The sequence below is a fragment of the Methylobacterium sp. 1A genome, assembly GCF_058072805.1.
Genome location: NZ_JBYQVE010000002.1, coordinates 875,366 through 901,945, shown reverse-complemented (window position 1 = coordinate 901,945; position 26,580 = coordinate 875,366). Strand labels below are relative to the sequence as shown.

The 26,580-nt window shown below is 67.2% G+C and carries 18 protein-coding genes; 9 read left to right on the top strand and 9 right to left on the bottom strand.

All coding sequences use genetic code 11. The features are described from left to right. Positions 1-52: 52 nt before the first annotated feature. The 4 genes from ACX9MN_RS24505 to ACX9MN_RS24490 all read right to left on the bottom strand — a co-directional run bounded on the left by ACX9MN_RS24505 (position 53) and on the right by ACX9MN_RS24490 (position 6,180). Positions 53-1,717, bottom strand: a complete 1,665-nt coding sequence (locus ACX9MN_RS24505) for a Wzz/FepE/Etk N-terminal domain-containing protein (protein WP_091927908.1) — start codon at positions 1,715-1,717, stop codon at positions 53-55. A gap of 1 nt (position 1,718) precedes the next feature. Continuing rightward, positions 1,719-3,749, bottom strand: a complete 2,031-nt coding sequence (locus ACX9MN_RS24500) for a glycosyltransferase (RefSeq protein ID WP_489725683.1) — start codon at positions 3,747-3,749, stop codon at positions 1,719-1,721. Positions 3,750-4,018: 269 nt separating this feature from the next. Further along, a complete protein-coding gene (locus ACX9MN_RS24495) occupies positions 4,019-5,338 on the bottom strand; it encodes a rhodanese-like domain-containing protein (protein WP_331298031.1) in 1,320 nt (439 codons plus the stop codon). Continuing rightward, positions 5,335-6,180, bottom strand: coding sequence for a hydrolase (locus tag ACX9MN_RS24490; RefSeq protein ID WP_244535039.1), 846 nt, complete (start codon positions 6,178-6,180; stop codon positions 5,335-5,337). The genes ACX9MN_RS24495 and ACX9MN_RS24490 overlap by 4 nt, the downstream gene beginning before the upstream one ends. Before the next feature lie 625 nt (positions 6,181-6,805). Here ACX9MN_RS24490 and ACX9MN_RS24485 point away from each other — a divergent pair. From ACX9MN_RS24485 to ACX9MN_RS24460, 6 genes are all read left to right on the top strand, one after another. Beyond that, positions 6,806-7,828 (top strand): glycosyltransferase family 2 protein, encoded by a 1,023-nt coding sequence (locus tag ACX9MN_RS24485; protein WP_489725682.1) that lies wholly within the window; start codon positions 6,806-6,808, stop codon positions 7,826-7,828. 182 nt (positions 7,829-8,010) lie between these two features. Next, a complete protein-coding gene (locus ACX9MN_RS24480; RefSeq protein WP_489725681.1) occupies positions 8,011-9,072 on the top strand; it encodes a glycosyltransferase family 4 protein in 1,062 nt (353 codons plus the stop codon). A gap of 244 nt (positions 9,073-9,316) precedes the next feature. After that, positions 9,317-10,732 (top strand): lipopolysaccharide biosynthesis protein, encoded by a 1,416-nt coding sequence (locus ACX9MN_RS24475; protein WP_489725680.1) that lies wholly within the window; start codon positions 9,317-9,319, stop codon positions 10,730-10,732. Positions 10,733-11,011: 279 nt separating this feature from the next. Beyond that, the gene (locus tag ACX9MN_RS24470) at positions 11,012-12,370 is read left to right on the top strand and encodes a polysaccharide biosynthesis/export family protein (RefSeq protein ID WP_489725679.1); all 1,359 of its coding nucleotides are present in this window, start codon (positions 11,012-11,014) and stop codon (positions 12,368-12,370) included. 150 nt (positions 12,371-12,520) lie between these two features. Beyond that, positions 12,521-13,984 carry an O-antigen ligase family protein gene (locus ACX9MN_RS24465; protein WP_489725678.1) on the top strand — a complete coding sequence of 488 codons (1,464 nt, stop codon included), beginning with the start codon at positions 12,521-12,523 and terminating at the stop codon, positions 13,982-13,984. Positions 13,985-14,549: 565 nt separating this feature from the next. Beyond that, the gene (locus ACX9MN_RS24460; protein ID WP_489726354.1) at positions 14,550-15,893 is read left to right on the top strand and encodes an NAD(P)-binding protein; all 1,344 of its coding nucleotides are present in this window, start codon (positions 14,550-14,552) and stop codon (positions 15,891-15,893) included. Positions 15,894-15,905: 12 nt separating this feature from the next. On the opposite strand, the gene ACX9MN_RS24455 is transcribed toward ACX9MN_RS24460, so the two are convergent. Then, positions 15,906-16,849 (bottom strand): IS630 family transposase gene (locus ACX9MN_RS24455; protein ID WP_489725677.1). Its coding sequence is split into 2 segments (ribosomal slippage): positions 15,906-16,513 and positions 16,513-16,849, totalling 945 coding nucleotides; the frame shifts between segments, so codons are not numbered across the junction. A gap of 214 nt (positions 16,850-17,063) precedes the next feature. Beyond that, complete coding sequence (locus tag ACX9MN_RS24450; protein WP_020091237.1) at positions 17,064-18,209, bottom strand: glycosyltransferase; 1,146 nt, start codon at positions 18,207-18,209, stop codon at positions 17,064-17,066. A gap of 1,191 nt (positions 18,210-19,400) precedes the next feature. Here ACX9MN_RS24450 and ACX9MN_RS24445 point away from each other — a divergent pair. The 3 genes from ACX9MN_RS24445 to ACX9MN_RS24435 all read left to right on the top strand — a co-directional run bounded on the left by ACX9MN_RS24445 (position 19,401) and on the right by ACX9MN_RS24435 (position 22,187). Next, positions 19,401-20,159, top strand: a complete 759-nt coding sequence (locus ACX9MN_RS24445) for a sugar transferase (protein WP_489725676.1) — start codon at positions 19,401-19,403, stop codon at positions 20,157-20,159. A gap of 156 nt (positions 20,160-20,315) precedes the next feature. After that, positions 20,316-20,540 (top strand): hypothetical protein, encoded by a 225-nt coding sequence (locus ACX9MN_RS24440; protein ID WP_091979601.1) that lies wholly within the window; start codon positions 20,316-20,318, stop codon positions 20,538-20,540. 1,134 nt (positions 20,541-21,674) lie between these two features. Beyond that, positions 21,675-22,187 (top strand): hypothetical protein, encoded by a 513-nt coding sequence (locus ACX9MN_RS24435; protein ID WP_026604632.1) that lies wholly within the window; start codon positions 21,675-21,677, stop codon positions 22,185-22,187. Between the two features lie 248 nt (positions 22,188-22,435). Here the strand turns inward: ACX9MN_RS24435 and ACX9MN_RS24430 are convergent, their stop codons facing one another. The 3 genes from ACX9MN_RS24430 to atzF all read right to left on the bottom strand — a co-directional run bounded on the left by ACX9MN_RS24430 (position 22,436) and on the right by atzF (position 26,567). After that, positions 22,436-22,894 carry a hypothetical protein gene (locus tag ACX9MN_RS24430; protein ID WP_489725675.1) on the bottom strand — a complete coding sequence of 153 codons (459 nt, stop codon included), beginning with the start codon at positions 22,892-22,894 and terminating at the stop codon, positions 22,436-22,438. Positions 22,895-23,632: 738 nt separating this feature from the next. Beyond that, positions 23,633-24,640: a dienelactone hydrolase family protein gene (locus ACX9MN_RS24425; RefSeq protein WP_489725674.1), complete on the bottom strand. Its 1,008-nt coding sequence runs from the start codon at positions 24,638-24,640 to the stop codon at positions 23,633-23,635. A gap of 115 nt (positions 24,641-24,755) precedes the next feature. Further along, positions 24,756-26,567 carry an allophanate hydrolase gene (atzF, locus tag ACX9MN_RS24420; RefSeq protein ID WP_489725673.1) on the bottom strand — a complete coding sequence of 604 codons (1,812 nt, stop codon included), beginning with the start codon at positions 26,565-26,567 and terminating at the stop codon, positions 24,756-24,758. Positions 26,568-26,580: the final 13 nt, after the last annotated feature.

Here is a 26,580-nt window from a genome sequence, read left to right as displayed (position 1 = left end):
TCGAAGTTCCGGCGATCCGGGCGCGGGCCCGTCGACGATGCCGGAGTCCGACTCACGCGCGATTGAGGACGGCGCCGATCACGTTCGCGCCGGCACCGATCAGGCCGTTCACCGCGTCCGACAGCTCGTCGACGGTCGTCCGCCCGGCCTCGGCGACGATCACCACGACATCCGCTCGACGGGCCGCGACCCGGGACTCGGCCGAGACGGAGAGCGGCGGCAGGTCGAGGATGACGTAGCCCCCCCGGCGCATCTGGTCGATGACGCTCTGGAAGACCGAGGAGCTGAGGGAGATGCCGGTGCCGACCGCCGTGTACGGCGACCGCGACGGCAGGACCGAGACGCCCCCGAAATCCACGAACTTGGCGAGGGCCAGATGGCTCGGATTGATGATCAGGTCGGCGAGACTCGCGCCGACCCCGGCCTTGGAGTCCGGCGTCAGGAAGAAGGTTCCGGCGCCGTGGATATTCGTGTCGATCAGCCGGGCGGTCCGGCCACCTTCCTGCAGCAGGCGCGCCAAGCTCAGGCCGATCAGGGTCGTGCCGGTGCGCGGGGTGCAGCCGACCAGGGCGATGACACAGTCGGAATCGTGGCCGCGCGCGGAGAGGGCCAGCTGGATCGACGTCCGAAGGTCTCGGACGCCCGTGGAGAATTTGACGTTGAGGAACCACGGCGCGTTGACGTTGCGCAGATCCACGGTCTCGCGGCGCCCCTCGGCCGTCTTGCGCAGGACCTCGGGCATCACGGCGAGGCAGGGGATGCCGGCCCTCTGGACGAGATCCTGCGGTGTCCGGATCCGGCGGTCGAAGGCCTGCAGCAGCGCCACGGCCAGGAAGCCGCCGACGAGGCCGATCATCGCGCCGAGGCCGAGGATCAGGGTCTTCCGCGGGGCCGAGGGTTTGAGGGGCTGCAGCGCCGCGCCAATCACCCGCGCGTCGGCATCGGGCGTCGGCGCGTCCGGCAGTGTGCCCTCGGTGACGGCTGCCGCGGCGGACCGCGCCTGGGAGGCGAGGGCATTGACGCGACCCTGGAGGAACTCGGCGCCGTTCTTGGCCGCATCGGCCTTGGCAGCGATGGATTGCAGGAGATAGGCCGAGACGGCCGCGTTCGCGACGCGCCGCGCCAGGTTCGGGTCTCTGGACGTGTACGAGACCTCGACAACGTACGACTGTCCGACCCGCCTGACGGTAAATCGCTCGGCGAAGTTCTCGAACTTCCTCTGCTGCAGGATGGCTGCCGTCGACGGCGGGGCGGTCCGCAGCCCCGACAATTCGGACGCGCCCGGGCCCGGCTCCTTCGGGCTCTCGGCTTCCGGAGGACCGAATTCCGGATTGTTCGCCAACTGGAGACTGTTGAACACGTTCGCCAGCAGCCGTTCCGAGCGGAGGACCTGGAGCTCACTCTCGGCCCGGCCCACATCGAGGCTCGGCATCAGGGCGCCATCGGAGGAGCCCGAGCCCACCGGGCGCCGCGGCTCGAGCAGCAGCACAGCGGTCGCCGTGTAGAAGGGGGTCGCGGTCACCGTGTAGAGCGCCGCGCAGCCGATGCAGAAGACCACCCAGACGGCCACCGCCAGTTTGTGCCGGCGGGCCGCCTTGAGGGCCGCCGAGATGACGGCCAGCGGGCCGTCCTGCACGCCGATGGAGGTCGTCTCCGGAAAATGGGAGACCGATTGGGACTGGTCCGGCGGGATCCGGTTGGTGTTGTGGATGTTCATCTCACGCTTTCCGTCGGATCTTCAGGGCCCGCTCGGGCTCCAGCCGTCCCAGGAGCACGTCCGCGGCGCCGCGCAGATTGCCGCGCAGCCGGCCGCGCCGGTCGATGAACGGCTCGGGGGCCGCGAAGCGCGTCACGTTGCTGAGAACGTTGCGGGTAATCTGCCCGAAGACTTGAGACAGGGTCATCGTGCCCTTGCGCAGCATGTATAGCGGGTTGACAATCTGCGAATAGCCGAGCCGATCGCCGGAGATGCGGCCGCCTTTCACGCCCATATGGACGCCGCGGGCCTCCATGCATTTGACGAGCCGGCCGCCTCGGGCCGCCAGGGCCGCGCCGAAATCGCGGTCCTCGAGCCAGCCGTACAGGACGAGCCGCTCGTCGAAGCGCAGCGTGCCGATGGCCGAGCGACGGAACGCCATGTTGCAGCCGTACGGGCTGAAGGCCTCGATGGGCGCCGCCGGCTCGACCGGAGCCAGCGCGGCGAGCATCCGGTCGACCTCGGTGAAGCGCAGTCCGGGCCCCTTGATGCCGTCCGCGACGACGTCGCCCGTCAGGCCGACGATGTCCGGCTCGTCTTCGAAGCGCTGCGCGGCTGCCGCGAGCCAGCCGGCCTCGGGGACGAAGTCATCGTCGAAGAAGACCACGATATCGATCGCCTCGGGCAGCGCGGCGAGGGCGGCATTTCTCTGAGTGGCGAGGCCGGGACGCCCCGTGACCACCGTCACGCCGGGCCACGCGGCCGCCTCGCCGGCATCGTCCGGGGTGACGCAGGAGATCAGGATGGCGGCGGGCTTCAGGGTCTGCCGATCCAGGATCCGCCGCAGCGTGCCGGTCACCACCTCGGGACGGCCCAGCGTCGCGATGGCGACGGCGATGCTGGGCGGAGATGGCGGTGCCGCGGATCGCGCGGCAGGGCGCGCGGCGGGGCGCGCGGTCGGCCGCACCTTCGGCGCCCGCATGAGATCGAGGTAGCCCTGCGCCGAAGCCTCCCACGAGAAGAGGGCGGCCTGATCGCGACCGCGGCCGATCAGGTCCGATCGCAGGTCCGGGCTCGCGGCCAGGGCGCGGATCTGGTCGAGCCAGCGTTCCGGCCGGTCCGGCGGAGCGAGCAGGGCCGCCGACCCGCAGATCTCCGGCAAACTCGCGCGGTCGGTCGAGACGACGGGGCAGCCGCGTGCCATCGCCTCCAGCGCCGGAAGCCCGAACCCCTCCGTGAGGGAGGGGAAGGCCAGGCACAGGGCGCGCTCCATCAGGTAGGCGAGGTCGTGGTCGGTGACGAAGCCGAGGTGGCGGACATTCTCGCCGCGCCGCAGGTCCTCGGCGGCGTAGATGGTCGCCTGGCCGCCCGCCACCACGAGGTCGAGCCCAAGTTCGCCCAAGGCGGGCGCCAGTTTGAGCAGCAGATCGAGGTTCTTGTGGCGGGCGCGGGACCCGAGGGCCAGCACGAAGGGGCGCTCCAGGCCGTCGGCGTCCCGGTCCAGGGCCGCCGGCGCCCGGACGGCCTGTCGCGGATCCCAGGCGTGCACGTGCTCGTGCCCGTTCGGGAGCACGACGATGTCGGAGGCTCTCACCGAGAGATGGTTGGCGATCTGTCCGGCCGAGAAGCTGGAGACGGTGGCGATCCGCGCGGCACGGCGCGCCAGAAGCGGCTGGAGCGTCCTGTAGAAGGTCCGGAACGACGCGCTGTAGCTCTCCGGCGCGTTGAACACGTTCGCGTCGTGGATGCAGACGACCTGATCGGCCTTCAACGCGGGGGCGGTGTTGCAGAGGTTGAGCAATCGGCCGGGCCAGGCGCGCGGCAGGACGAATTGCTCCCAGGCATGCCCACCCGCCGGTCCGACGGTGCGGAGCGGCGTGCCTGCGAGACGGGGATCCTCCGCGTCCGGCACGGACAGCAAGGGGGCGCTCTCGCCACGAGCGGTCAGGGCCGCGCTCAGCGCCCGGGTGACGTTCATCGCGTAGCGCTGAACCCCGGTCATCGGCTGGGTGAGGAACCGACCGTTGATTCCGAACGATCCGACTGCCGTCATGCTGTCGCTCTACTCCTGTCGGAGCCCCGATTCGCGGATCGAATACGAGAACAAGAGTGTTCCACCTTTCGCGTGAGCGGCGCGGTCGGACCCGCGATCCCAGGAACCGGGATCGCGCATGACCCCGCGCGTGCGCAGAATTCGCGTACGTAATAGAGGCAAAAATCCTGGACGCTAATTATTTTATAGGCAGCATTCTGATTCTCGACAGGAAAATCCAAGTTCAGTAGCCGAGGCCCGAACGCTGCATTCGACGACACGGAGAGACCTCAGTTCGCGCCAGAGGCCTGCCGGCGCCACAGGGGCGGCTCCGCGCGCGCCTCGGGCGCGGGCTCGCGGCGGCGGACGAGACGGGACGTGGCCTCCCTTCGAAGGGCGCGACCGGCGTAGACGGCCTCGATCACGGGAAGCAGGAACCGGCCGGCCCGCGGGAAGAAGCGGAGAAGCGCGCCCTCGCGCCAGAGACTGTCGCGGATCTGCTGCGCGGGTCGGGCCGGCCGCGGTGTGGCGTACTGCGCGCTCAGCTCGACGCGTCCGAAATCGCGGGATCTGCCGCCGAGACTCAAGGTCGAGACGGTCCGGTCATCCGGCCAGATGATTGCCTTCTTCAGGGCCGCCCACGCCCGCGCCGCGTCGTCCGGGATCGCCGCGACGCTCTCGGAGCGAAGATCGTCGATGTGGGCCAGGACGCCGGTGAAGAGGTCCGGCCGCGTCGATGCGATCCGCGCCTCCCAGCCGTCGTCCTGAAGATTGGCCCGCGGCGGCGATCCCGGGACGGCCTGGGCGAAGGTGCGGACGCTCGGCAGGTCCGGTTCCAGGCAGGCCTCGATCAGGTGCCAGAAGCGCAGCACCGACGTGCGCGCGTCCCAGGGCTTGTACCAGTCGCTCTCGACACTCAGGCCGAACGTGCGGCGGAAATGCGGTGTGGCGAGGCGCTTGTAGTTGCAGCGGGCGAGCTGGAGCCCTGACCACGTCCGCTCCGGCAGGCCCTCCTGAAGCATGCGGACCGTGCTGCCGTAGAGCCCGGTATCGACCAGCACGCAGTGGCGCGCCGGGCCGGCGCAGGCCTCGAGATGCGCGCGGAAACGGGCATCCTGTTGGGCGACCGCGGCGTGAAGGCGGGCCACGCCGGGCTGGTTGCCGGACAGCAGCGCGGTGAAAGCCCCCTCCTCGAAGGGCTCATCCCAGGACGCCGGAAGGGCCAGATCGTCGCGTTGCGCCAGCGCCGCCGCGATCTCCGCCATCGACCGGCCGCTGAACTCCCGACCGAGTTCGGAGAGCATGCCGGGGCTCGGCGGATCGAAGGCGGTGCGGGCGGCCACGAGGCGCGAGACCATCAGGGCCGCGCGCGGGAGGTTCTGTGGCAGGCCGGTTCGCTGGAGGAAGCGCTCGTAGACGAGTTGCAGGCGCAGGCCACCCCGGGCGCAGAACAGGAGGACGGTCCTGTCCGGCGCGAGGAAGCGTTCCGCGAGCCAGAGGCGCAGGCAGAACTCGGCGAGGATCGGGCCCAGCACGCGCTGGCCGAACGCGACCGCGTCGTCGCCCGCGTCGTCGCCCGCGGGGCCGCGTGCGGCGTCGGTCGCGCTCACGGCCCGATCCTCCTGGCCCCGCTGCGGGCGGCACCGATCCAGTGCCGGTGCATCACGCGAGCGCGGACGGCATCGAGGCGGCGACGCAGCACCACGTGGCGCGGCCGGAGCAGTTGTGCCGTCCTCAGGCCCGCGGCGGCGGCCATCGTCACGTCCGCCAGCGTGTCGTCGCCGAGGTGGAGGATCTCGGCCGGGGGCACTTTCTCGCTTCGGAGAACGACATCGAAGAGCGCCCGTGTCCGCTTGGTCGCGTCGTGGTCGGCACTGGTGTAGATGCGCGCGATGGGATGGTCGGGAGCCAGCGCGTTCAGCAGCTGCGCGATGGTCTCGCCGCGGTGGTACGTATCGCTCACCGCGATGATCCTGCCTCCGGCCCGCGCCCGGCCCCTCAGCCACGTCATCAGCCGGGTGTTCGCGCGCAACTGAGCGCGTTCGACCGTGATCTCGGCCCGATACAGGATATCCGCGGCCCGATCATCGAGGCCGAGGACGCGCGTCATGGCCGCGAGCATGTCGGCGAAGCGCACGTCGCCCGAGGGATTGGCCAAGTCGAGCGCCCGGTAGGCCGCTCGCTGCACCTCCAGGCGCGCGGCGTAGATCGCGCCCGGACGGCGCACCACGCCGTGCTCCGCCGCGAGCAGCTGCGACGCGACGGCCGCGATCTCGTGGAAGCGGCAGCGCTCGGACCGGTGATCGCGCAGGAGCAGCGTGTCGAAGACGTCGCAGGATACGATACGGGCTGCCGTCTCGGGTAGGTGCATGATGGCTAGATCTCTCCCGATCGATGGCGATCGAACCTGATGTCTGCCCGCCGGGCCGCGTCCGGCGGATCCCTTCTGCAATGACGGTGCCGTGACGGCACCACGCTGCGCGCGATGTCCATCCTCCAACGAGTATAGCAACAATCTGTCCCGTCCGACATCAATGAAGGCGCGCTGCTACGGCCATAAGCATTGACGAGGCGACCGCGCACCCCCCGAAAAGGCGGGTTGATCGGCCCGACCGAGGGAGAATTTCCGGGAAAGGGGGCCTTAGTGGAGCTTGGGGGTGCCCAACAAGACCGCCGTTCGGAGTAGGTCCGGGGGATCAAAGGTACGACCGCCCGCGCTGGGAGGGCGGCCGGCGCCGTCGGCCGCGACGGATCGACCGACAGGCTCGACTTGCCTGGATGTCACCTCGATCTCGCGCCTCATCCGGGGTTCAACACGTTCCTGGAAGCCCGGCTCGGGCCGGAAAGGGATGGACCTCGATCGATTCTCGATCACGGAGAGTTGACTATTGTCATCGAGACAACGTGAAATGCTGAGCTCGTCAGCGATAAGTCCGGCAATTAGACTTGGGTTGTGGCTGCGTCTTCATGTATCGATTGTGGATCTCGGCGGGATGCCGTGCTAGCCAACATCCTGTTGAGCGCTCGAGACAGTGAGAGACGGGAGCGCGGAGCGACGAGCGAGAAAGACGTCTGTCGTGGTCAAGGATCCTAAGCTCGCAGTCATTATTACATGTTTCAACTACGAAAGTTTTGTCGATAAAGCGATTCAGAGTGTCGTCGACCAACACAACGACTCTTGTGAGATCGTCGTGATAGACGATGGATCGACGGATGACTCATGGTCGATTATCCAGCGGTCCGGCGTCGCGGCATTCCGGATCCCGAACGGCGGTCAGAGGGCGGCCTGCCTGTATGGATTGGCGAAGACTTCTGCCCCGTTTCTGCTCTTTCTCGACGCGGACGACGAGCTTCTGCCGGGTGCTCTCGACCGTATTCTCGCGGAACTAGATCCGACTGTCGCCAAACTTCAGTTCTGTCTGAGATGCGTCGACTCGACGGGGGCGATCCTGGCGGACCCATACCCCGCTCTCGGCGCGTTCCGCGGGCAGGACAGGACTGTCGGCGACATCCTGCGCTCAGGCGTCTACCAGACGCCGCCCACGTCCGGGAATGTCTTCCGCCGCGATGTCTGCGATCTGCTCCATCAATGCGCGTACGACCAAGCTGTCGATGGCGTGATCCTGTTGGCTGCCCCGTTCATGGGCGAGATCGTCAGCCTTTCCGAAAGTCTCGGGCTCTACCGTGTCCATGGCCGCAATGACTCGGGTCTGGGCCGCGTCCCGCAGGCGGCCACCGTCGAGCGGGATCTCCAGCGTTTCCAGTCACGTCTGAGGCATCTGCGCGGTCTTCTTCACGACTGGCGTCCCGGGGTCTCCCTCGTCGAGCCAGAGCAGACATACTATTTTCAGTTCCTCGAATTCTGCATGGCGATCCTCCGGGGTGTCCAGTACGGTGGCAGGCCGTTCCTGGGCCTGATCAGATCTGTCCTGATCGAGCCGCGTTCCCTGAAGTGGAAAATGGCGAATGCGCTCTTCGTAGTCGCGACGTTTCTCGCGCCCGTTCGCTGTGCGCAGGCGTTGCTCGCCTTCCGCTTCTCGCCCAAGCGCCGGCCGGTCCGACAGATCCTGCGCGCCACGATCGGTGCGGGGCATTGTTGAAAATCAGTAGTGCGCCGGATTTTTCTGTTGCGCCCGGTCGCGCTTTTACACCTAGATGGCTCCGGAATATGTGGCGGCTCTCCTGTTCGGCCAGGGTCGTATCTCCCGCCTAATCGGCGCCGCGGCTTGCATGGAGTCCAGCGCAGGCCGGGGCTCGGATCCGACACGAGCGCTCGTAAGTCATGCGTATTCTCCATCTGCTGAATCACACGCGCCGACTGAACGGCCATGTCCACGCGGCCGTCGATCTCGCGTGCCAACAGGCGCAGGCCGGACACCGGGTCGCGATTGCCAGTCAGGGTGGGGATTTCGATGCGCTGCTCCGGTCCAACGGCGTCGAGTCGATCTTCGCGAGCCACGCGCGCACGCCTGCCCGGATCCTGACGTCGTTCCTCGGATGTGGCGGTGTGCTCCGGCGTTGGCGTCCCGATGTCGTCCACGCCCATATGATGACCAGCGCCGTGCTGGCTTGGCCGACCTGCAAGCTGCTGCGCGTTCCCCTCGTGACGACCGTCCACAATGAGTTCGAGAAGGGTGCCGTCCTGATGGGCCTTGGGACCAGGGTCATCGCTGTGAGCGGCGCGGTCGCCGCGTCGATGCGGAAGCGCGGCATCGCGGCTTCCCGCATCGACGTCGTGCTCAACGGGACCATCGGCTCAGCCCGCATGCGCGGTCGGTCCGAGGAACCGCAGGCTCTGGATCATCCCGCCATCGTCTTCGTCGGAGGCCTGCATCCCCGGAAGGGATTGCCCGATCTGCTGCAGGCCTTCAACAAGGCGTTCCCCCACAATCGCGCCATGCGGCTCTACGTCGTCGGCGGCGGTCCTCACCGGGACGCCTACGAGCAGACCGCGCGCACGCTGGCCTGCGCGGATGCCATTACCTTCGCCGGGCCGCGGGACGATCCGTACCGCTGGATGCTGGGCGCCGACATCTTCGTGCTCCCGTCCCACGCCGATCCGGCACCGCTCGTGCTCTCCGAAGCCCGGGAGGCGGGCTGCGCGATCGTCGGCACCGACGTCGACGGGATTCCCGAGCTGCTCGACGGGGGAAGGGCGGGCATTCTGGTCCCGGCAAACGATCCGGACAAGCTTGCGCAGGCGCTGATCACGCTCACGACCGATCCGAGCGCCCTGGGCGCTTTGAGAGCGAAGAGTCAGATCAACCTGGATCACCTGCGGATCGCACGGGTGGCCGACGAGACCTTGACCGTCTATCGGCGCGCTGCCGGCCTCGCGGGGTGATGCGCGTCCCGGTGCGCGGAAGCCGGACACGGCTCCCACAACGCACCGCGGGCGCGGCTCGATCGCAAGCTGACCAAATTAGCTAGATTGATGCCGCCGCCGGATGCTGGTTCAGGACTGCCTTGCAGAGCGTGTCAGGATCGGAATCGCCATGTTGCTCAGATCCGGATCCATGTCGTGACCACGAGGCACGACGTCGTTCCGGGCCGGTGTGGCGCCGGTCAGTCCTCCGTGGGACACGTTCATGCTCGCCTCTAAGACGCTGCGCGGCGCCGGATGGAGTGTCGCCGCGCGGATCTCCGCGCGCGCGATCGATCTCGGCACGCTGCTCGTCCTCGCACGGATCCTGTCGCCCGCCGATTTCGGCCTGACGGCCATCGCCGCGTCCCTGATCTCGATCGTCGAGATGATCCTCGAGATCCCGCTGGTTCAGGCCCTGTTGCGTCTGCAGAAGATCGAGAAGTCGCATCTGGATACTGCATTCACGCTGGGCCTTCTTCGGGGCGGGGTCATAGCCGTTCTGATGATGGCCGCCGCTTGGCCGGTCGCCCACATCTACGACGACGTCCGACTGATCCCCATCACGCTCGCGCTCGCGTCGGCGCCGATCGCGCGAAGCCTCTACAGCCCGGCCATGGTACACTTGTTCCGCAAGATCGACTTCCGTGCGTCGTTTCTCGCGGATTTTTCCGGAAAAGTGGCCGCGGCCCTGATCTCGATCGGGTCTCTCTACTTGGGAGCCGGCTACTGGGCCCTGGTGATCAACCCGGCTGCATCCGCGATCCTGCCGACCATCCTGTCCTACGCACTGGCGCCTTACCGACCGGGGCTCTCCCTGGCGCGGCTGAGTGCCTTCTCGGCGTTCACAGGCTGGTTCACATCCTCACAGATCCTCGCTGCCTTCAGTTGGCAGTTCGATCGCATGTTCCTCGGTTACCACGTCGACAAGGCCGTACTCGGCCGCTACGGGGTGGCGAGCGATTTCTCCGTCCTCCCGACCCAGAGCGTCATCGGTCCGGCTATGCGGCCGGTCATGGCCGCGTTCGCGACGATGGCCGATGACCGCCTCCGCTTACGAGCCGCCTTCCTGAAGGCGGCTCGACTCACGATGATCATCGCGCTCCCGGCTGGCGTGGGCATCGCACTGACCGCCGACCAGATCGTGAGCGTCATCCTCGGTGCGCAATGGATTTCCGCGGCGCCCTATCTGCGATGGCTGTCGCTGGCCGTCATGTTCACCGCCTATTACCAACCTGTCTCAACGCTCTGCCTCGCGATGGACGAGCCGAACGTGATGCTCAAGATCACGCTCCTCGAATCGGTGGCGAAGGTCTTGAGCATGACACTGGGATTCTATCTCGGCGGCGTGATGATGATGATCTACGCGCGCCTTGCCACGGCCCTGTTTCACTTCCTGATCAGCGCGATCTACGCGCGGCGTCTCGTCGGTGCCGGTGTGGCGGGGCAGATCCGTAATCTCTGGCAGATTGCCCTCTCCTGCGCGGCGATGGCGGCCGCCGTCCTCGCGCTGCGGGCCGCCTTGAGCCGCCTGGATATCGGCTCGGCCGGGCTTCTCGCGGCCCTGATCCTCGGCGGCGCGGCGGCTTACGGCGTGAGCATGCTGCTGCTCGGCTTCCGCCTGCGGACCCTGCGTCCATGAGACCGGTCGCGCGAGGGCCAGCGGCGAAGAACGCAGAACTTTCAGCCGCCATCGGGCTGATCCACGAGATTGCGGAGGGTATAATTTTGGCCGCGCTCACTTCAACGGCTCGGATGAGCAGCGGCCGCAAGACAGACCTCGGGTCGTTAAATCTTGGCTAACTTGGCGGCGTCTGCTACCTTTCGATGTGGCCCTCGGGATTCTGTGCTACGGATACCGTAGGGCGATCGCAGCGCGCAGACTTATACTCAAGATTTGGCTCTGGTCGGGGAGAATTTGATGCGTCTGCGTCTAGTTGCGGCGGCGTGCGTCCTGCTGTTCGGCAGCCCGCACGCGAATGCGGCCGCCGACGAAGCCGGTCGATATCTGCTCGGCCCTCAGGATCATCTGACGATCCGCGTCTATGATTTGCGTCGCAACACCGGCGAAGCGTACTCGTGGACGGCACTGAACGGTCAGTTCGTCGTTGCAGCGGACGGAACCGTGTCCATGCCACTGATCGGCCAGATCAAGGCGGCGGGCGGCACGCCGATCGATCTCGCGAACGCCATCGGTGTCGCTCTGAAACAGGTCGCCGATCTCGCGGAGAAGCCCGCGGCATCGGTCGAAGTCGCGACCTACCGTCCCTTCTACATCATCGGTGCGGTCCAGCAGCCCGGCAAGTACGAGTATCAACCCGGCCTGACCGTACTACAGGCCGTCAGCACGGCTCAGGGACTGATGCGCGGCACCGACCCGCGCAGTATCCAGCGCGACGCGGTCACAACGCGCGGCGAGTTGCGAAATCTGGCCGCGGAGCGGGTCGCCTTGGCCGCCAAGCTGGCGCGTCTCGAAGCGGAGGTCGGCGGCGCGGAGACGATCGCGTTCGGCAGCGAGCTGAAAGGCACGGTGGACAGGATATACGCGGAGCAGGCCGTCCGCGGTGAGCAACTCCTGTTCGACACGCGTCGGAACGCGCTGAAGGCCGAGATAAAGTCGATTGAACAGTCGATCGCTAGCTTTCAAAATGAAATGAGCACGCTCGATAATAAGTCCAAAACGCTGGACCGCCAGATCGAGCTCAGTCGCGGTGAGCTCGGCCTGATCAACGATCTGGTCTCGAAGGGACTCACGATCGCGCCGCGCAAGCTGGCTGCGGAGCAGAGTCAGGCGTCGTTCGAGAGCAGCCGACTCGACGTGCAGGTCGCCATGCTGCGCGCTCAGCAGAGCCTCACGCGCGCCGAGCGCGACATCATCGACCTCAAGGCCCGGTTCCGCCGCGAAGCTCTGTCGGAGGCCGCGGATGCCCGTCAGAAGCTCGCCTCGATCGACGAGAAGGCGCGGACAGCCGAGCGGCTCGCGGCCGATGCCGAGTCTCAGATGGTCGGCAGCACCGACGACGCGGCAGAAGCCGTGAGCGCGCGCTACGAGATTACCCGGAAGCAGGGGGTGAAGGCGGGCACATGGCTCGCCTCCGAGGAGGCCGTCGTCGAGCCCGGCGACGTCGTGCGGGTGACGCTCGTGCGCCAGCCGGCCGACAAGGCCGGGGAGACGCGGCCGTCCCCGTCGCCGCGGCCCGGATCATCGGGCGCTCCGGTGAGCCGCGGTCCGGCCGCTTCGGATGCGCCACTGCGGCCAACCGAGAGTGCGAATCGCTGAGATGGTCGATGCGTGCGCGTCGCATCGATCCGGGCGGTGCCCAGACGACGCGATCGCCCGATCCCGGCCCGGCACGACCGCCGGGGGTGCCGGTGCGTCGCCTGAGTGCCACCGCCGCTCCGCCGTCGATCATGCCTGGATCAGCCTGACATGAGCTTCGAACCAATAGGCGCCATCGCGGTCGTCATCGGCCTGTTCTGTCTGCTGTTCGGCAGGGAATCGGTGGTGATCGCCTTCGTGGTGTTCTGCAATCTCGGCTCGGCCGCGGCACTCCTGCTGGGCGGCGCCAACGTGCAGCCGGCGCATCTCTTCCTCGTGTTCCTGATGATCGCGACACTGTTCCATCGCAGCATCTCGACACAGGTCCTGAGTTCGTTCCGCCTGCCTGAACCGGGTTTCTGGCTTCTCTGTCTCACTCTCTACGGGGTGGCGAGCAGCTACATCCTGCCGCGGCTCTTCGCGGGGCAGACCTATATCGTGCCGCTGGGAACGTCGTCACACCTGATCACGAGCGACGGCGTCGTTCCCCTGGGACCAGTATCCAGCAATTTCACGCAGCCGATCTATCTCATCGGTGATCTGGTCTGTTTCAGTATCATCACCGCTTTCGGATCCTCGAAGAACGGGATTGAGACGCTCGCGAAGGCGCTCATCCTCTACGCGGCTGCCAACATATGTTTCGGCATCATCGACGTCCTCACGGCGGCAACGGGCACGCAGGAGGCCCTGCAATTCATTCGCAACGCTCAGTACACGTTCCACGACGAGGAGAGTGTCGGCAGTATGCGGCGGATCATCGGGGCTTGGCCGGAGGCGTCGGCCTTCGCGGGAATGACACTGGGAGGTTGCGGGTTCACGGGCATGCTGTGGCTCTGTGGCCGCAAGCCCTTGGTGACGGGACCTCTGGCGTTGATCTCGCTGTTGTTCGTGATCCTGTCGACATCCTCGACCGGCCTCGTCGGCGCCGCGGTGCTGATCCCGATGCTCTACACGATCGCGTTGCTGCGATGCAGCACGCGTCGTCAGGACCGCTTCAGCGCCTGGCTGGTGGTCGCGGGTCCGTTGGTCGCCTGCGTCCTCGTGCTCCTGGCCTTCTCGGTCGGTGGCGTGGCTGAGCGCGTCTACGATTACGTCGATACGCTTGTCCTGAGCAAAGCCGAGACGAGTTCGGGTGTTCAGCGTTCGGCCTGGAACGCCTATGCGTGGCGGAACTTCATCGACTCGAACGGCCTGGGCGTCGGCCTCGGAACCAATCGCACATCGAGCTTTCCGCTCGCGGTGCTGTCGAATGTCGGGATTCCCGGAGCCGTCTTCTACGTGCTTTTCCTGGCGTCGGTGTTCGGATTTCGGCGCGGAGCGCCGCGGACCTACGCGAGCGACATCCGTGCTGCTGGCCGCGTCGCCTGCCTGTCCCTTCTCCCTGGCAGCCTCATCGCGGGCCCGACCGTCGATCAGGGCTTGATATTCTACATCTTCGCCGCCACCGCCTGCGCCTATCCCGCACGTCATCCAGTCGGGCGTATCGGTGTCTCCGCAACTCCGATCGAGCCGGCCGCGGTCGCGATACGGTCGCGGCTCGCCGAACCGGCTCAGAACGTATCACTCGGCACGTGAGGGCAGCCCCGGAGGCCGATGGCCGGACCGAGGGCTGGGCGTTGCTGCCGTCCGGCACCGGGAACTGCCGCTCCGTGTTCCGCTCCGGGAGCAAAACCACGGACCGCGCCGTCGCGCCGCGACGGCCGTGCAGGGAGCTCGGAAATGGCCCGGGGGCGCGGGGGACGCTCAAGGTATGCTGGGTGGATCCACTGCCTCGAAGCCATTGATCAAATGGCTCATGGGACATCTGTCGTTTTCGTTGTTGACTTTACCCTGCTGAAGGGCGGCCAATGCTGCCTCTGTCGGCCGCAAGGCGCGGACCGCTTGTCCGCTCGTTCGGAACGGGGACAGATCCATAGTGCGACCGTCAGGCGATGTTTCGGTCCGCGCGCCACGGTGTGTTTGCATATTCTGCTCAGTTAACGGTAGTCATGACTGGGTTCCGAACTGATCCTATGGTATCGATCCGCAATTTCCGATCTGATTCGAGTGTCGGCGATGATCATCGTGCTCGGCGCGGCCGACCATCATGCTCCGGCATCGTCCTCCATCGCCTGACGCCGTGGCCGATGCAAAGCGAATCATGACCGTTTCTTCAGCCTTCGATTGTCATGGGCACTCGGGAGACGAGATTTTCGATGCGATCGTATTAGGGGCTGGTATTACAGGCCTCGTATCGGCTTCAATTCTTCACGATCTCGGCTGTCGTAATATTGGCGTCATCGACGAATTTGAAAATATCGGCGGCAATCATATCGACCGGTCCATCAATGGATATACATTCGACATCGGAAGTCTAATATTTCAGGACGATTCACCGCTGCTGAAGTATTTTCCGGAGTTGCTGGAACATTACGTTCCGATCAAGCCGACGTGGGGAAAGCTGACACCCCAGGCTTTCGTCACCTCGTACCCGCTGTCGATCCGGGACGACATCGTCCGGGCCGGTCCATGGGGCATCTTCAGGATCGTGCTATCGGCCGCTTTCTCGCGCGTGGCGCGGCGCAGAATCGGGAATGCGCGGGAATTTGCTCGCTACTGGATCGGTGATTATCTGCTCAGAAGGTCCGGCCTCGAGAGCTACATGAAGCGGTTCTTCGGCGTTCCGGCCGACTGGGTCGATCTGGAATTCGCCGAGAAGCGGATGCTCTGGATCAAGGAGCACGCCAGCCCGCGCGTCTTGTTGCGCTATGTCCGCCGGCATCGCGCGCCGGGTCCGACCAACAGGCAGTTGGCGCGACCCCGCGAAGGCTTCAATGCCCTCTACGAAGTGGCCGCCCGGACCCTGCGGCAGCGCGGTTCGGTCTTTCATCTGGGCGAGGGGATCGAATCGATCACACGGCGCGGGACGCAATTCGATGTCCGCACCGGTGGCCGCCGTTTGACCGCCCAACGACTCATCTCGACGATCCCCATTGCGCGGGCGTTGGCCCTCTGCGGAGTCCGAGAAGATCCCGGTCTCGCCTCGGTAACGCTGATCAGCCTGTATTTCAGCTTCGACGGGAATCGCGGCTTCGACTGTTCGATCCTCTACAACTTCGCGCATGACGGCGCTTGGAAGCGGCTCACGATGTATTCCGATTTCTACGGTCGGGTGGAGGGGCGCGAGTATTTTGGAGTCGAGGTCATCGCTGGCCACGCGAACGATTCCGTGGCGATCGCCGAGCAGGATTTTCGGGCACATGTCGCCAAGAACGGGCTCTTCGCCGGTGATCTGGTTTGTGAGGGCAGCCAAGTGGTGCCCTGTGCCTATCCCATCTACACCGGGCAGGCCCATCAGCGGGTGTCGCGCGCGCTCGCCCAACTCGCCGACCTCGGGATCGAGTCGTTCGGACGACAGGGCGGTTTCGACTACCAGCCGACGGCCCGTGTCTCGACGCTCAACGCGGCGGCTCACCTGATGCCGACAAGGACATCGGACGCTTAGAGCGGTTTCGGTTTAATCGGGGTCGTATCCTGCCGCGACGAAGAAGTTTGCGGCCTCGTCGGGCGTAACGGTATCGACGAGCCGCCCGATTGTGGTCCAGAGCCCTTCGCGCGTGCGCGCCGCGGCCTTGCGCAGCCCCGCCTTCAACTTCGAGAACGCCATCTCGATCGGATTGAAGTCCGGCGAGTAGGGCGGGAGGAACAGGAGCCGCGCGCCCGCCGCCTCGATCGCCGCGCGCACGGCCGGGCCTTTGTGGCTGCCGAGATTGTCCATGATCACGATGTCCCCGGGTGCGAGTTCGGGCACCAGGACCTGATCGACGTAGACTTGGAAGGCGTCGCGGTTGATCGGCCCGTCGAGCACGAACGGCGCGGCGATCCCGGACAGGCGCAGGCCCGCCACCAGGGTCGTGGTCTTCCAATGACCGTGCGGGACGGGGGAGCGCAGCCGCTGGCCGCGGGGACAGCGCCCGCGGGTGCGGGCCATGTTGGTGGCGGTCCACGTCTCGTCGAGGAACACCAGCCGGTCCGGGTCGAGATCGGGCTGGCTCTCGAACCACGCTTCCCGGGCGGCCTTCACGTCCGGCCGATCCTGCTCTGCGGCGTGGGCCGTCTTTTTTTGTACGTCAGGTCGCGCGCGTCGAGGAAGGCCCACAACGTGCCGAGCCCGACGGTGAGGCCATGCTCGTCCTGCAACCGGGCGCGCATCTCCTCCAGGGTGATGTCGACCGTCTCGTCGATCAGCGTACGCAGGAACGTCTCGTACGGGTCGAGCTTGGAGCGGCGGGCACGCCCCTGCGGCCGGGCGGCCACCGTCCCAGTCGCGGCGAGCGCCGCCATCCAGCGGATCGCGGTTGCTTGGCCGACCCCGAAGCGGGCGGCCGCCTGACGGCGCGAGGTCGCCGCAGCCGCGGTCACCACCCGCTCGCGCAGGTCCAAGCTGTAGGGGCGGCCCATGCATCACTCCGGCTGTCGACCGGCCTGAGTGAATCAGCCTCCCAGCGCCGCGTGAACCCTACCAACCCGACTCAGCCCAAACCGAAAACGCTCTAGTCGAGTCGATTCGGCGGGCGGGCGCTGCGCGCCGCCCTCTGAGACCGGGGCCTCCCCCGCGTCGGTCGTGACCTCGGCGGTTCGGCGAGGAGGCCGGGGCCGCCGGCGCGGGGCCGTCTCACTGGACCAGATAGGCGCGGCTCGGCTCACGCGGAGGACGAGGGGCCGCCAAGCGCTCGCGCGCGAGGACCCCGTCGACGAAACGGCTGATCTCGTCCGCGAAGCGGCCGACACCGAAGTCGGCAGCGCGGCGGACGAGGCGCTCTGGCTCCACCCCGATCGCCCGACAGCGCTGGACGGCATCGATCAGCGCGTCGACGGACTGCTCGTGGAAGAAGGTGCCGGTCACGCCGTCGATGACCGTCTCGGTGACACCACCCTTGCCGAACGCGACGACCGGCCGGCCGCTCGCCATGGCCTCGACCGGGACGATGCCGAAATCCTCTTCTCCGGGGAAGATCAGGGCTTGGCACCGTGCGTAGTGGTGTTTCAGGACCTCGAAGGGCTGCGGACCGAGGATCTTGATGTGCGGACCGGCCATGCTGCGCAGTTCACGCAGCATCTCGCCGCCGCCGATCACCACGAGCGGCTGCCCCAACCGGTTGAAGGCCTGGATCGCCAGTTCCGGCCGCTTGTAGCGGACCATTTCGCCGACCATCAGATGGTAGTCACCGCGCTGGCCATCCGGAGCGATCTCGAAGGCCGCCGTGTCCACGGGCGGATGGATGACCTTGGCTTGGCGTCGATAGTAGGTCTCGATGCGTCGCGCGACCGTGTCCGAGTTGGCGATGAACTCGTGGACCCGGCCCGCCGAGACCGCGTCCCAGTTGCGCACGTAATGGGCCACCGGCGGCATCAGCAGGCGCGTGAGCAGCCCCGTCCGCTCGCGATAATCGTGGTACATGTTCCAGACGTACCGCATCGGTGAGTGACAGTAACAGATATGAAGCGCGTCGGATGGCGGGATGATCCCCTTCGCCGGACCCGATTCGCTGCTGATGATCAGATCGTATCCCCGCAGATCGAGCTGCTCGAGGGCCATCGGCATCAGGGGTAGATAGGATTTGTATCGGCTGGTCGCGAACGGCAATCGGCCGATGAACGAGGTCCTGACCCGGTGCGCCCTGATGGTCGGCGACATGGATTGCGGGGCGTAGGCGTGCGTGAAGATGTCGGCTTCCGGATAGAGGTCGCAGAGCGCCTCGACGACCTTCTCGCCGCCGCGCATCCCGATGAGCCAGTAATGGACGATCGCGACTCTCATCGCTCGGAACCTGCTTCCCCGATCGCCGCGCAGCTCTCACCGAGTCGCCCGGTGGATGTCCGATCGGTCGCTGGCAGGCAGCTGCTCCACAGGCAAGGGACCATGATTGCGCTATTCTCAGTCTTGATCGGAAACGTGCGCCTTCGGCTGGACCTGTGTGGTTCGAGCCTCGGGAGCCGCGGGGATTGATGACTTTCAGACGGGATCGACGGGTCTCACGCCATCCGCTGCGGATGGACGTTGCAGGCAGGCTTGGCCGACTTGGCGGGTATGCTCCGGGCCCGCATCAGGCTCCGCGCTCCCACCCGTCGGCCGAACAGGCGCAGACCACCCGGCGTGCCGCGCCACCCGGCACTCTGTTCTCTCTCGGCGCATGCATCATGAGTGGCCCCAATCCGTACTGGCTCCGGCATTGTGGCCGCTCCTGCACGTTGGATGCCGCTTAGCCATCCGCAGGATACTGAGTTCGCCCATCCGGGTCACGCTGCGGAACCCGCCGCCATAGGGATTAGTCCCGCGGCATCGCAATAGGGCCGCGCACGCACGGTCCGTCGCGGCGCGGCGGCCGATGCCACCGATCCGGCACGCGTCTCATCCCGCGACCGCGCCTGAGGTACTGTATCGGAAGTCCATCCATAGAGCGCGCCCCGCACGTTGTCATGATCGCCCTCGGCGCGAAATTGATTTCGTCGCGCCATTCAGCAACATCCCGGCGATCGCCGCCGCAGCGACCTCCCGGAATGCCTGCGGCGGGACGTCTGGACATTGCACCGCGATCCCATGCGCGCGCGTCCCGGTCCGGACGGGTGGCCCGCGCGCGCGGGAGAAGCACAGAGCTGCAAGTGGCTCAGCTCTCGACCATCAACCGTGGGAACGCGCGGCATTCCTCGGGCTGGACGAACGCAGTGCACAATGATGGGTGAGCATCCGGCCAAGGTCGGTGTCTCGTGACATTGCTTGGATTGCGGCATCGAGGCGGATTCGTGGCCGGGTCGAGAGGCAGGGGCCCGGTGCCACTGTGCTTCATCCTGCGGGATCGAAATCTATTCTTGCATTTTTGGGCGGAAAATATACTGGCATTTAGGGTACGGTTAAGCTTGAAACAGGCGCGATGATTTGATATCCCGTCGTTAACAATTGATTAACCGTTGCTGCGCCTGGCGGCCACCTGCCGTCACGAGGAGCCAGAACATGCTGCGCGACGTCGGCCCACCGCTTCAGCCTGCCTTGCGTGCGCCGCAGTACGGTGTCGAGCTTGCGGACCAAGTGGGCGATGCCGCGGAGGCTGTCGCGGAGGCCGTTCTGCCAACGGCGCCGTTCGTGGCGCGCGGTCTGCGGTTGGGTTGGGCGGCTAAGCGCGGGCTCGACATCACGGTGGCGGCCACGGCCCTCTTCCTCTTGCTGCCGTTGCTGATCCTGATCGCCGCTCTCGTGTATGCCGGTGATCGCAAGGCGCCGATCTTCCGCCACATGCGGGTGGGCCGGGACGGTCGCCGCTTCGGGTGCCTGAAGTTCCGCTCCATGGTGACGAATGGCGACGCTGTTCTGGCGGCGCATCTGGCCGCCAATCCTCTGGCCCGGGCCGAGTGGGCGGCGACGCACAAGCTCAGCGACGACCCGCGCGTCACCGCCGTCGGCTACGTGCTGCGCAAGAGCTCGCTCGACGAACTGCCGCAGCTCTGGAATGTGCTGCGCGGCGAGATGAGCTTGGTCGGTCCGCGCCCGATCGTGCCGGCCGAAGTCGCCCGCTACGGGCGGGCATTCCCCACCTGTTTCGCCGTGCCGCCGGGCGTGACGGGGCTGTGGCAGGTCTCGGGCCGCTCCGACACGACCTATGCCGAGCGCGTCGCGCTGGATCTGGACTATGCCACCCGGTGGACCTTGCACCGGGATCTCGCCATCATGCTGCGCACGGTTCCCGCGGTTCTGGCGCAGCGCGGGAGCCGATGAGGCGCGGGTGGTCCCCGAGCCGCCCCGCGCCGGGGCGCGGCGTGCTCTGGCCCTGCGCGACGGCGCAGCACGAACCGCGCTCCCAGATCCGGTTCGGGGCAGCACTTTGCTGGTGCGACAGATGAGGGCCGGATCGGATTGTGGCGGGTGCCAGCGATGACCGAACGAGACCCGTACCGCCACGAGGATCCGATCTGGTACGATCGGATCGAGGCGGATGAGCCGCCTGGCGTGATCCTCGATCTGCTGGCGCACGCGTTCGTGCCGATCATGGCGGCTCTCGGTGCGGTGAGAGCGCTGTACTGGCTACCGACTCGACTGTGGTGCCGGGCCGCGCGCTCGATCCTGCGCGATCGGACCACCGCTGCGAAGCGGCTCTGAGCCGAGCGCAGCATCGTCACAGTCGAGCATTCGCCGGGCTCGAGCGGCCTGTCGTGATACGTCATCCGCCGACGGACCCGCGACGCGGCCTCCAGCCGTCCGAGCTCCGGTGAGCGTGATGCCACGCTGAACGCGCATCTGAGCGTCCGTTCACCCCCCACCTCTCGGGCACGCAGGCTGGTTATGTCCGGAGCATACCGAACTCGGAGCCGCGGCGCCGGTTGTGGGAGCTTCATCAGGTCGAGATTGACAATATTAACGCTATGAAGTAGCGCTATTGACCATTCTGAAAATTGACAGACGTGATGGATCCCGAACGGGATCAGATGTCATTTGCCCATATCGAGTGGCGAGTGCTTGTATGAGGTTCTCGGAGGCAGGGGCTGCCATTCGGCGCTGGCACTTTGGCTGGCCGCCGCGCACGCGCAGGATGACCGCCAGCGAGCGCTCCCTCTCGGTCGGTGCCTGCCAAACGTGTGGGGCAAAGGTGGAGATCTCCAACGCATACTGCGTTCCCTGCGCCACAGAATACGCCGACTGCGATGTCGCATATTTTGATCGATGGTTGCTGGTCTTTATCTGGGTTGCTGCAGGTGTAACGCTGTTCGGCGTAGTCTATTTTATGTTGAGATTGTTCGGTGTTGTATCATAGAGATGTTGACGATCCTTCGTCGCTCGGCGTTCGCGTCATCGCCGACGTCGGATTGTGGAGCGGTCGGAAGGCTCACCGATCAGAGCGGAACGGCGCAAGCGGCATTCCCAGGATTCGGTGCGCGATGCCGCGCCATCGATTCGAGATCTGGGACGTATAGGTCCCTGGTCAGGAAAGGTGGCACGTTCCCGGTATCGGATGGCGATCGCGTCGATGCGCCGGCTGTCAGGTTCGTGCACGCTCCTGTCCCGGACCCAGGGACCTGGCTCGGTGATCACGGGCGGGCCGGCGCTCGAGCGTTGGTATACGGTCCGTCCAGCTCGATATCCCGGTGGATGAGAGATCTGAGTACCTCTATCGGGTGATGGACGGTGGCCATTGCTCGGTAGAATGGCTGTGGGATCCGCTGTTCAGGGCGCGATCACGGCTGACGATACAATCGAGCCGGGTCTGAACAGGTTGCGGGTGAGGGTGAGGGCAGGATGCGCGGCTTGGTTTCGACTGCGACGCTCTCCGGAGTGCTGGCGCTTGTCTTCAGCATGCCCGCATCGGCGGCCTCCGATATCACGGTCGCTGCCATCGCCACCGGTCGCCTCTATGTTGTCGGGACGACCGATCGCCCGCACACGGCCGTGATTTTGGACAACCGGTTCAAAACGGAGTCCGACGAGAACAGGAAGTTCCAGTACGAGTTGGTGTATCATCCTGCCAATTGTGTGGTTTCCGCCGCAATCGATGGGACGATACACGAAGCGGTTGTCAGCAATTGTGGGCAGCAGGTGGTACCCGGAACTTGGCTGGATCCGAAGCCCGCGATGACGAGGCCAACGCCTCTGGAGCGGGTGCTCTCACCGACGGTCGAGGTGCCCTCCACCGTCTTCTGCCCCTCGGTTCAGACAGAGCGCTCGCAGGATCCGGCACGCATCGAGCTTGCTGACCGCACGCCACCGGTCTTCACCGTCGTGACGGGGATGAATTTCTCGCCGCGCTACTGACGCTTGGCAGCAGGTGTGAAGAAGGCGGAGAGGATGGGTGCGGCGCATCGTCGGGATCCTCCCCGGAAGGAGTCCGCGAACGGACTTCTGCGCGGCGTCGGCTGACGGAGCGCACGGCGAAAGCGATGGCCACTTCGCCGGCTTGAGGGCCGTAGTCGGGACCGGCGTGGCGGGTGAGAACGCACCGAGGCGTGCCGGTCGATACAGACAACTCGCCGTTCACTCTCGAGCCGCGTCGAAGAGCGACGTCAGCATCCTGAGCATACGCTCTTCGCGGCGCCGCGTCCGCCCTTCAGGAGCGCCGCCATCGCCGCTTCGCGATTGTACTCCGACATGATCCTCTTGGTGGCGAGATCCTTATCGAAGCCGGGAATGTTGTCTTTCTGTGTGGCCGAGGCTTCTCCGACGCCGGCACCGTTCGACATGCGGGACAGGCCGGAATAGATCGGCGGCTTCGTCAAATTCTCCGGACGGAGACTTTTCCAGCTCATGCGGTTGCGCATCGAGGAATCGAGAACCGCCAGAGGGTTCACACCGTTCTGGCCAATCTGCGCGTCCGTGAGCTTCAGAGTGCCGGGAATGACGACGGGGAGCGGATCGATATCGGGCTCAGCACGCGGTGCCGCGGCGCCCACGAGCGGGCCCGTCGACGCGGTTGCCGCAGGCATCGCGGTCGGGGGCGGCAAGGCGCTGTAGGCAGTCGGCATCAGCGGCGCGTGGGAGCACGCGCCTAGAGTGAGCACCGCCACGAGCGTTCCGATTCGTCTGAAAGCCATGGTCGCCCTCGCGCTGCGCCGGGCCATTCTAGCCAAGCTTGCACATGACATACCAGTGTTGGGCGGGGCGAGTCCAACCCCTATAAACTGGCTACAGCAATCTCCGAAGTACGCAATGACCAAAAGTAGTATAGGGGCTCAGTGGCCATTCTTGCCGGCGGATCTCGGCGATGGGCTCCGTCTCTCGACAAGTGACTTTCGGCCCTGATATGAACAGCTCCGATTTCCGTGCACTTAAGACAAATCGAATTTCGATGATGTATCTAACGCAGTAGATTTGTCGATTGAAGCGCACAGCTACGCCCTCGGTTGTCCCTGTCCTTCATGCGAAGTTGGTTGCGGTGTTCGGGTCGGAAGGTGTCCGTGCCCGCGAGAGCGGGGTCGCGGGTCTCCGGGCAGTTAAAGATAGCCCCGATAGACTGTCCTCGCCGTCGAAGAGGCTGCGCCTACTGGCCCAGTTGGGCACGAGATCGGCACAGTTCGGCCGAGCACGTTCGATCTGTGAGCATTCATGATGCTGCCTGCAGGTAGGACGCCACGCGACACGCAGGTTGGGGGCGGCCCGGGCGGTGCGGGGCAAGCCGACGACGTCAATTGACCGAGTCGGCCGCCGCACGAGCGCGCGGCGGGCAGGCAGGGGCCGCGCAGATCCGCACCGCGCTCCGTCGGTCACCGTCCCCGGAACGCGGCGTCCAGCGCGTGCGAGACACGCGCCAGGATCCCGGCGCGGGCGGCGGCGTCGGAGCCGATATGCGGGTCGCGCTGCACGCACGGGTCCGCGTAGGTGAACGGCGTGGCGTCCGGGCCCGCCACGAGGGCGCCGTCCCCCGCCTCGCTTATCGCGCAGGCGCGGACGGTCTGCGCGCCCCGGGCGACCACGGGCTGGGTCGGCCCGGCCGGGTTGTCGAAGACGTGCTGCGCTCCGGGAAAGACGGTCAGGTCGACATCGGCGCCGGCCGCCCTCAGCCGCTCCGCGTAGGCCGCGCAGGTGGCGGCGGGATTGTAGTCGTCGCCGCCGCCACCGAAGATCCGGATCGGCCGATCCGCCACAGCCGTGTCGTCCCGGAAGCGGATGGAGCAGTCCGGGTAGACCGGCAGGTAGAGCGCGGGGATCACGCCGGAGCGGTTCCAGGCCGCGTCGAAGCGCTTGAGGCTGGCGTAGAGCGCGGCCTGCCCGCCGCGCGAGAAGCCCATCACGGCGATCCGCGCCGGGTCGACCCGCGGATGCTTCGCCAGCACGCCCAGCGCCCGGTAGATGTCGAGGATCAGGTTCGTGCGCGCCAGGAGGCTCTGGTCGGTGTTGACGCTGGTCAGGCCGCGCCCGGTGAAGCCGTCGATCGCGAAGGTCGAGATCCCGCGCGCCGCCAGCGCCCGCTGCCAGAACTCGATGTTGCCGCCCAGACCCCCGGAGCCGTGCATCAGGATCACGGTCGGCAGGCGCTCGGTCCCCGCCTTGGCGATGCGCAGGATCCCCGCGACCGTGACCGGCTTCGCTCCCTCGGACGTGCCGGTGAGGAACTGCCGGTCGGTCAGCGTCAGGCTCTCGAACGGGTGAACCTCCACGCGGGCGGCGTAGCTGCCGAGATCGGCGACGCCGTCCGCTGCGGGCCCGGCGGAGGCCGCCGGCGTGATGCCGGCCAGCAGACAGGCCGCCAGGAACAGGATCGATCGCCGCATCGGAACGCTCCGCCACCGGGCGGCAGCCTAGCAGCGGCGCGGGCGGCCTGTCGCCGCGCGAGGGACCGGAACCGGTTTCCTCTCGCTGCCCGATGTCAGGCCCCGGGGGCGAGGGCTACGCGGCCGCGCGGTCGGCCAGGTAGGCGCGCCAGCCGCCGAAGCGCGTGATGTCGGCCGCCCCGTCGAGGCCGGCTTGCTCGACCAGGAAGCCCTTGGGCGCCGTGCCGTCGGCGAGCCGCAGCGTGCCGATGCCGAGCGGTGCCGGGATGGCGGCGACGAAGCGTCCGAACGCGGCGGGCGGCAGGGCCCACACCTCGGTCTCGATGGGGGCGCCGTCCCCGGCCGCCACCCGGAGCAGCCCCGGGCGCTGCGGCGGGCCGCCCGGCAGGGCGTAGAGGCGATAGTCCCGGGCTGTCGGCACGGCGCGCAGGAAGCGCGCGCCGCACGCGGCCAGCTCGCGGTTCAGCGGAAGCCCCGAGAGATGCGCCCCGACGACCGCCAGCTCGATCGCGTCCGGTCCGGCCGGTGCCGGTCCCGGCTCCACGACCGGCACCGGCATCGTGCCCGCGCCGATCCGCGGCGCCGAGGCCGCGTGCAGGCGTGCCCCGAGGGCGGCGAGGAGCCCGTCCGAGCCGCGCGGCGCCAGCAGGGTGATCCCGGCGGGGAGGCCGTCGGCGCGGGGCCGGCCCGGCACCGCCAGGGCGCACCAGTCCAACAGGTTGACAAAGTTGGTGTAGGTGCCGAGCTCGCTGTTCGGCCCGATCGGGTCGGCCGCGACCGCCGCGCAGGTCTGCGGGCGGGGGTAGGTCGGCACGGCGAGGACGTCGATCCGGTCCCAGACCGCGTCCGCGGCCCGGCGCAGCGCCGCGAGGCGGTAGAGGCCCGCGAAGGCGTCGGCCGCGCTGTGGCGCTCGGCGGATGCGATGACCGCCCGCGTCGTCGGGTGGAGGATGTCGGGGCGCGTCTCCATCACCGGGCGGATCGCCGCGTAGCGCTCGGCGACCCAGGGGCCGTCGTAGAGCAGGGCCGCGACGGCGAACATCGGCGCGAGATCGACCGGCGCCGCCGCTCCGGCGAGGGCTTCGAGATCGGCGACCGTCGCCGCGAAGGCCGCCTCGGAGAGCCCGTCGCCGCCGAAGCGGAGGCTCGCCCCGTCCGGGAGCCCGAGGCGCAGGCCCGGCGGGAGGGCGGCGGGGGCGGCCGGCACCGGCAGGGCCCGCGACCAGGGATCGGCGGCATCCGGACCCAGCATGACCCGGAAGGCCGCGTCGGCGTCGGCCACGGTGCCGGCGAAGACCGAGAGCGTGTCGAGGGTCCGGCAGGCCGGCAGCATCCCGCGGCTGGAGACCGCCCCCAGGGAGGGCTTCAGCCCGACGACGTTGTTGAGCGCCGCCGGCACCCGGCCCGAGCCCGCGGTGTCGGTGCCGAGGGCGAAGGCGACGATCCCGTGGGCCACCGCCACGGCCGAGCCGCTGCTGGACCCGCCGGGCACGTAGGCCGGATCGATCGCGTTGCGCGGGGCCGGGTAGGGGGTGCGCAGGCCGACGAGCCCGGTGGCGAACTGGTCGAGGTTGGTCTTGCCGATCAGGATCGCGCCGGCCGCGAGGAGACGCGCCACCGCGGGCGCGGTCTCGGCGGGGGTATGGGCGAAGTCCGGGCAGGCGGCAGTGGTCGGCAGCCCGGCGACGTCGATGTTGTCCTTGACGGCGAAGGGCACGCCCCAGAGCGGCATCGCCGCGGGGTCGAAGGTCGGGAGCGCCGCCGCGGCTTCGCGAGCATCCGCCTCCGGGACGAGCGCGAGGAAGATGCCGGGATCGTCCACCGCGGCGAGCCGCCGGTAGGCCTCGGCCACGACGGCGCGCGGGTCGAGGCCTTCGGCGTAGGCCGCGTGCAGGAGCGGGATGGTCGGGAAGGGGGGCACGGTCATTCCTCGCAGCGAG

Excerpts from the sequence above, each read along its gene's own strand:
- ACX9MN_RS24480 (WP_489725681.1), top strand. The coding sequence starts at position 8,011 with ATGCGTATTCTCCATCTGCTGAATCACACGCGCCGACTGAACGGCCAT.
- ACX9MN_RS24475 (WP_489725680.1), top strand. The coding sequence starts at position 9,317 with ATGCTCGCCTCTAAGACGCTGCGCGGCGCCGGATGGAGTGTCGCCGCG.
- ACX9MN_RS24430 (WP_489725675.1), bottom strand. The coding sequence starts at position 22,894 with ATGCCGACTGCCTACAGCGCCTTGCCGCCCCCGACCGCGATGCCTGCG.
- ACX9MN_RS24450 (WP_020091237.1), bottom strand. The coding sequence starts at position 18,209 with ATGAGAGTCGCGATCGTCCATTACTGGCTCATCGGGATGCGCGGCGGC.
- ACX9MN_RS24460 (WP_489726354.1), top strand. The coding sequence starts at position 14,550 with ATGACCGTTTCTTCAGCCTTCGATTGTCATGGGCACTCGGGAGACGAG.
- atzF (WP_489725673.1), bottom strand. The coding sequence starts at position 26,567 with ATGACCGTGCCCCCCTTCCCGACCATCCCGCTCCTGCACGCGGCCTAC.
- ACX9MN_RS24435 (WP_026604632.1), top strand. The coding sequence starts at position 21,675 with ATGCGCGGCTTGGTTTCGACTGCGACGCTCTCCGGAGTGCTGGCGCTT.
- ACX9MN_RS24425 (WP_489725674.1), bottom strand. The coding sequence starts at position 24,640 with ATGCGGCGATCGATCCTGTTCCTGGCGGCCTGTCTGCTGGCCGGCATC.
- ACX9MN_RS24440 (WP_091979601.1), top strand. The coding sequence starts at position 20,316 with ATGACCGAACGAGACCCGTACCGCCACGAGGATCCGATCTGGTACGAT.
- ACX9MN_RS24465 (WP_489725678.1), top strand. The coding sequence starts at position 12,521 with ATGAGCTTCGAACCAATAGGCGCCATCGCGGTCGTCATCGGCCTGTTC.
- ACX9MN_RS24505 (WP_091927908.1), bottom strand. The coding sequence starts at position 1,717 with ATGAACATCCACAACACCAACCGGATCCCGCCGGACCAGTCCCAATCG.
- ACX9MN_RS24470 (WP_489725679.1), top strand. The coding sequence starts at position 11,012 with ATGCGTCTGCGTCTAGTTGCGGCGGCGTGCGTCCTGCTGTTCGGCAGC.
- ACX9MN_RS24500 (WP_489725683.1), bottom strand. The coding sequence starts at position 3,749 with ATGACGGCAGTCGGATCGTTCGGAATCAACGGTCGGTTCCTCACCCAG.
- ACX9MN_RS24445 (WP_489725676.1), top strand. The coding sequence starts at position 19,401 with ATGCTGCGCGACGTCGGCCCACCGCTTCAGCCTGCCTTGCGTGCGCCG.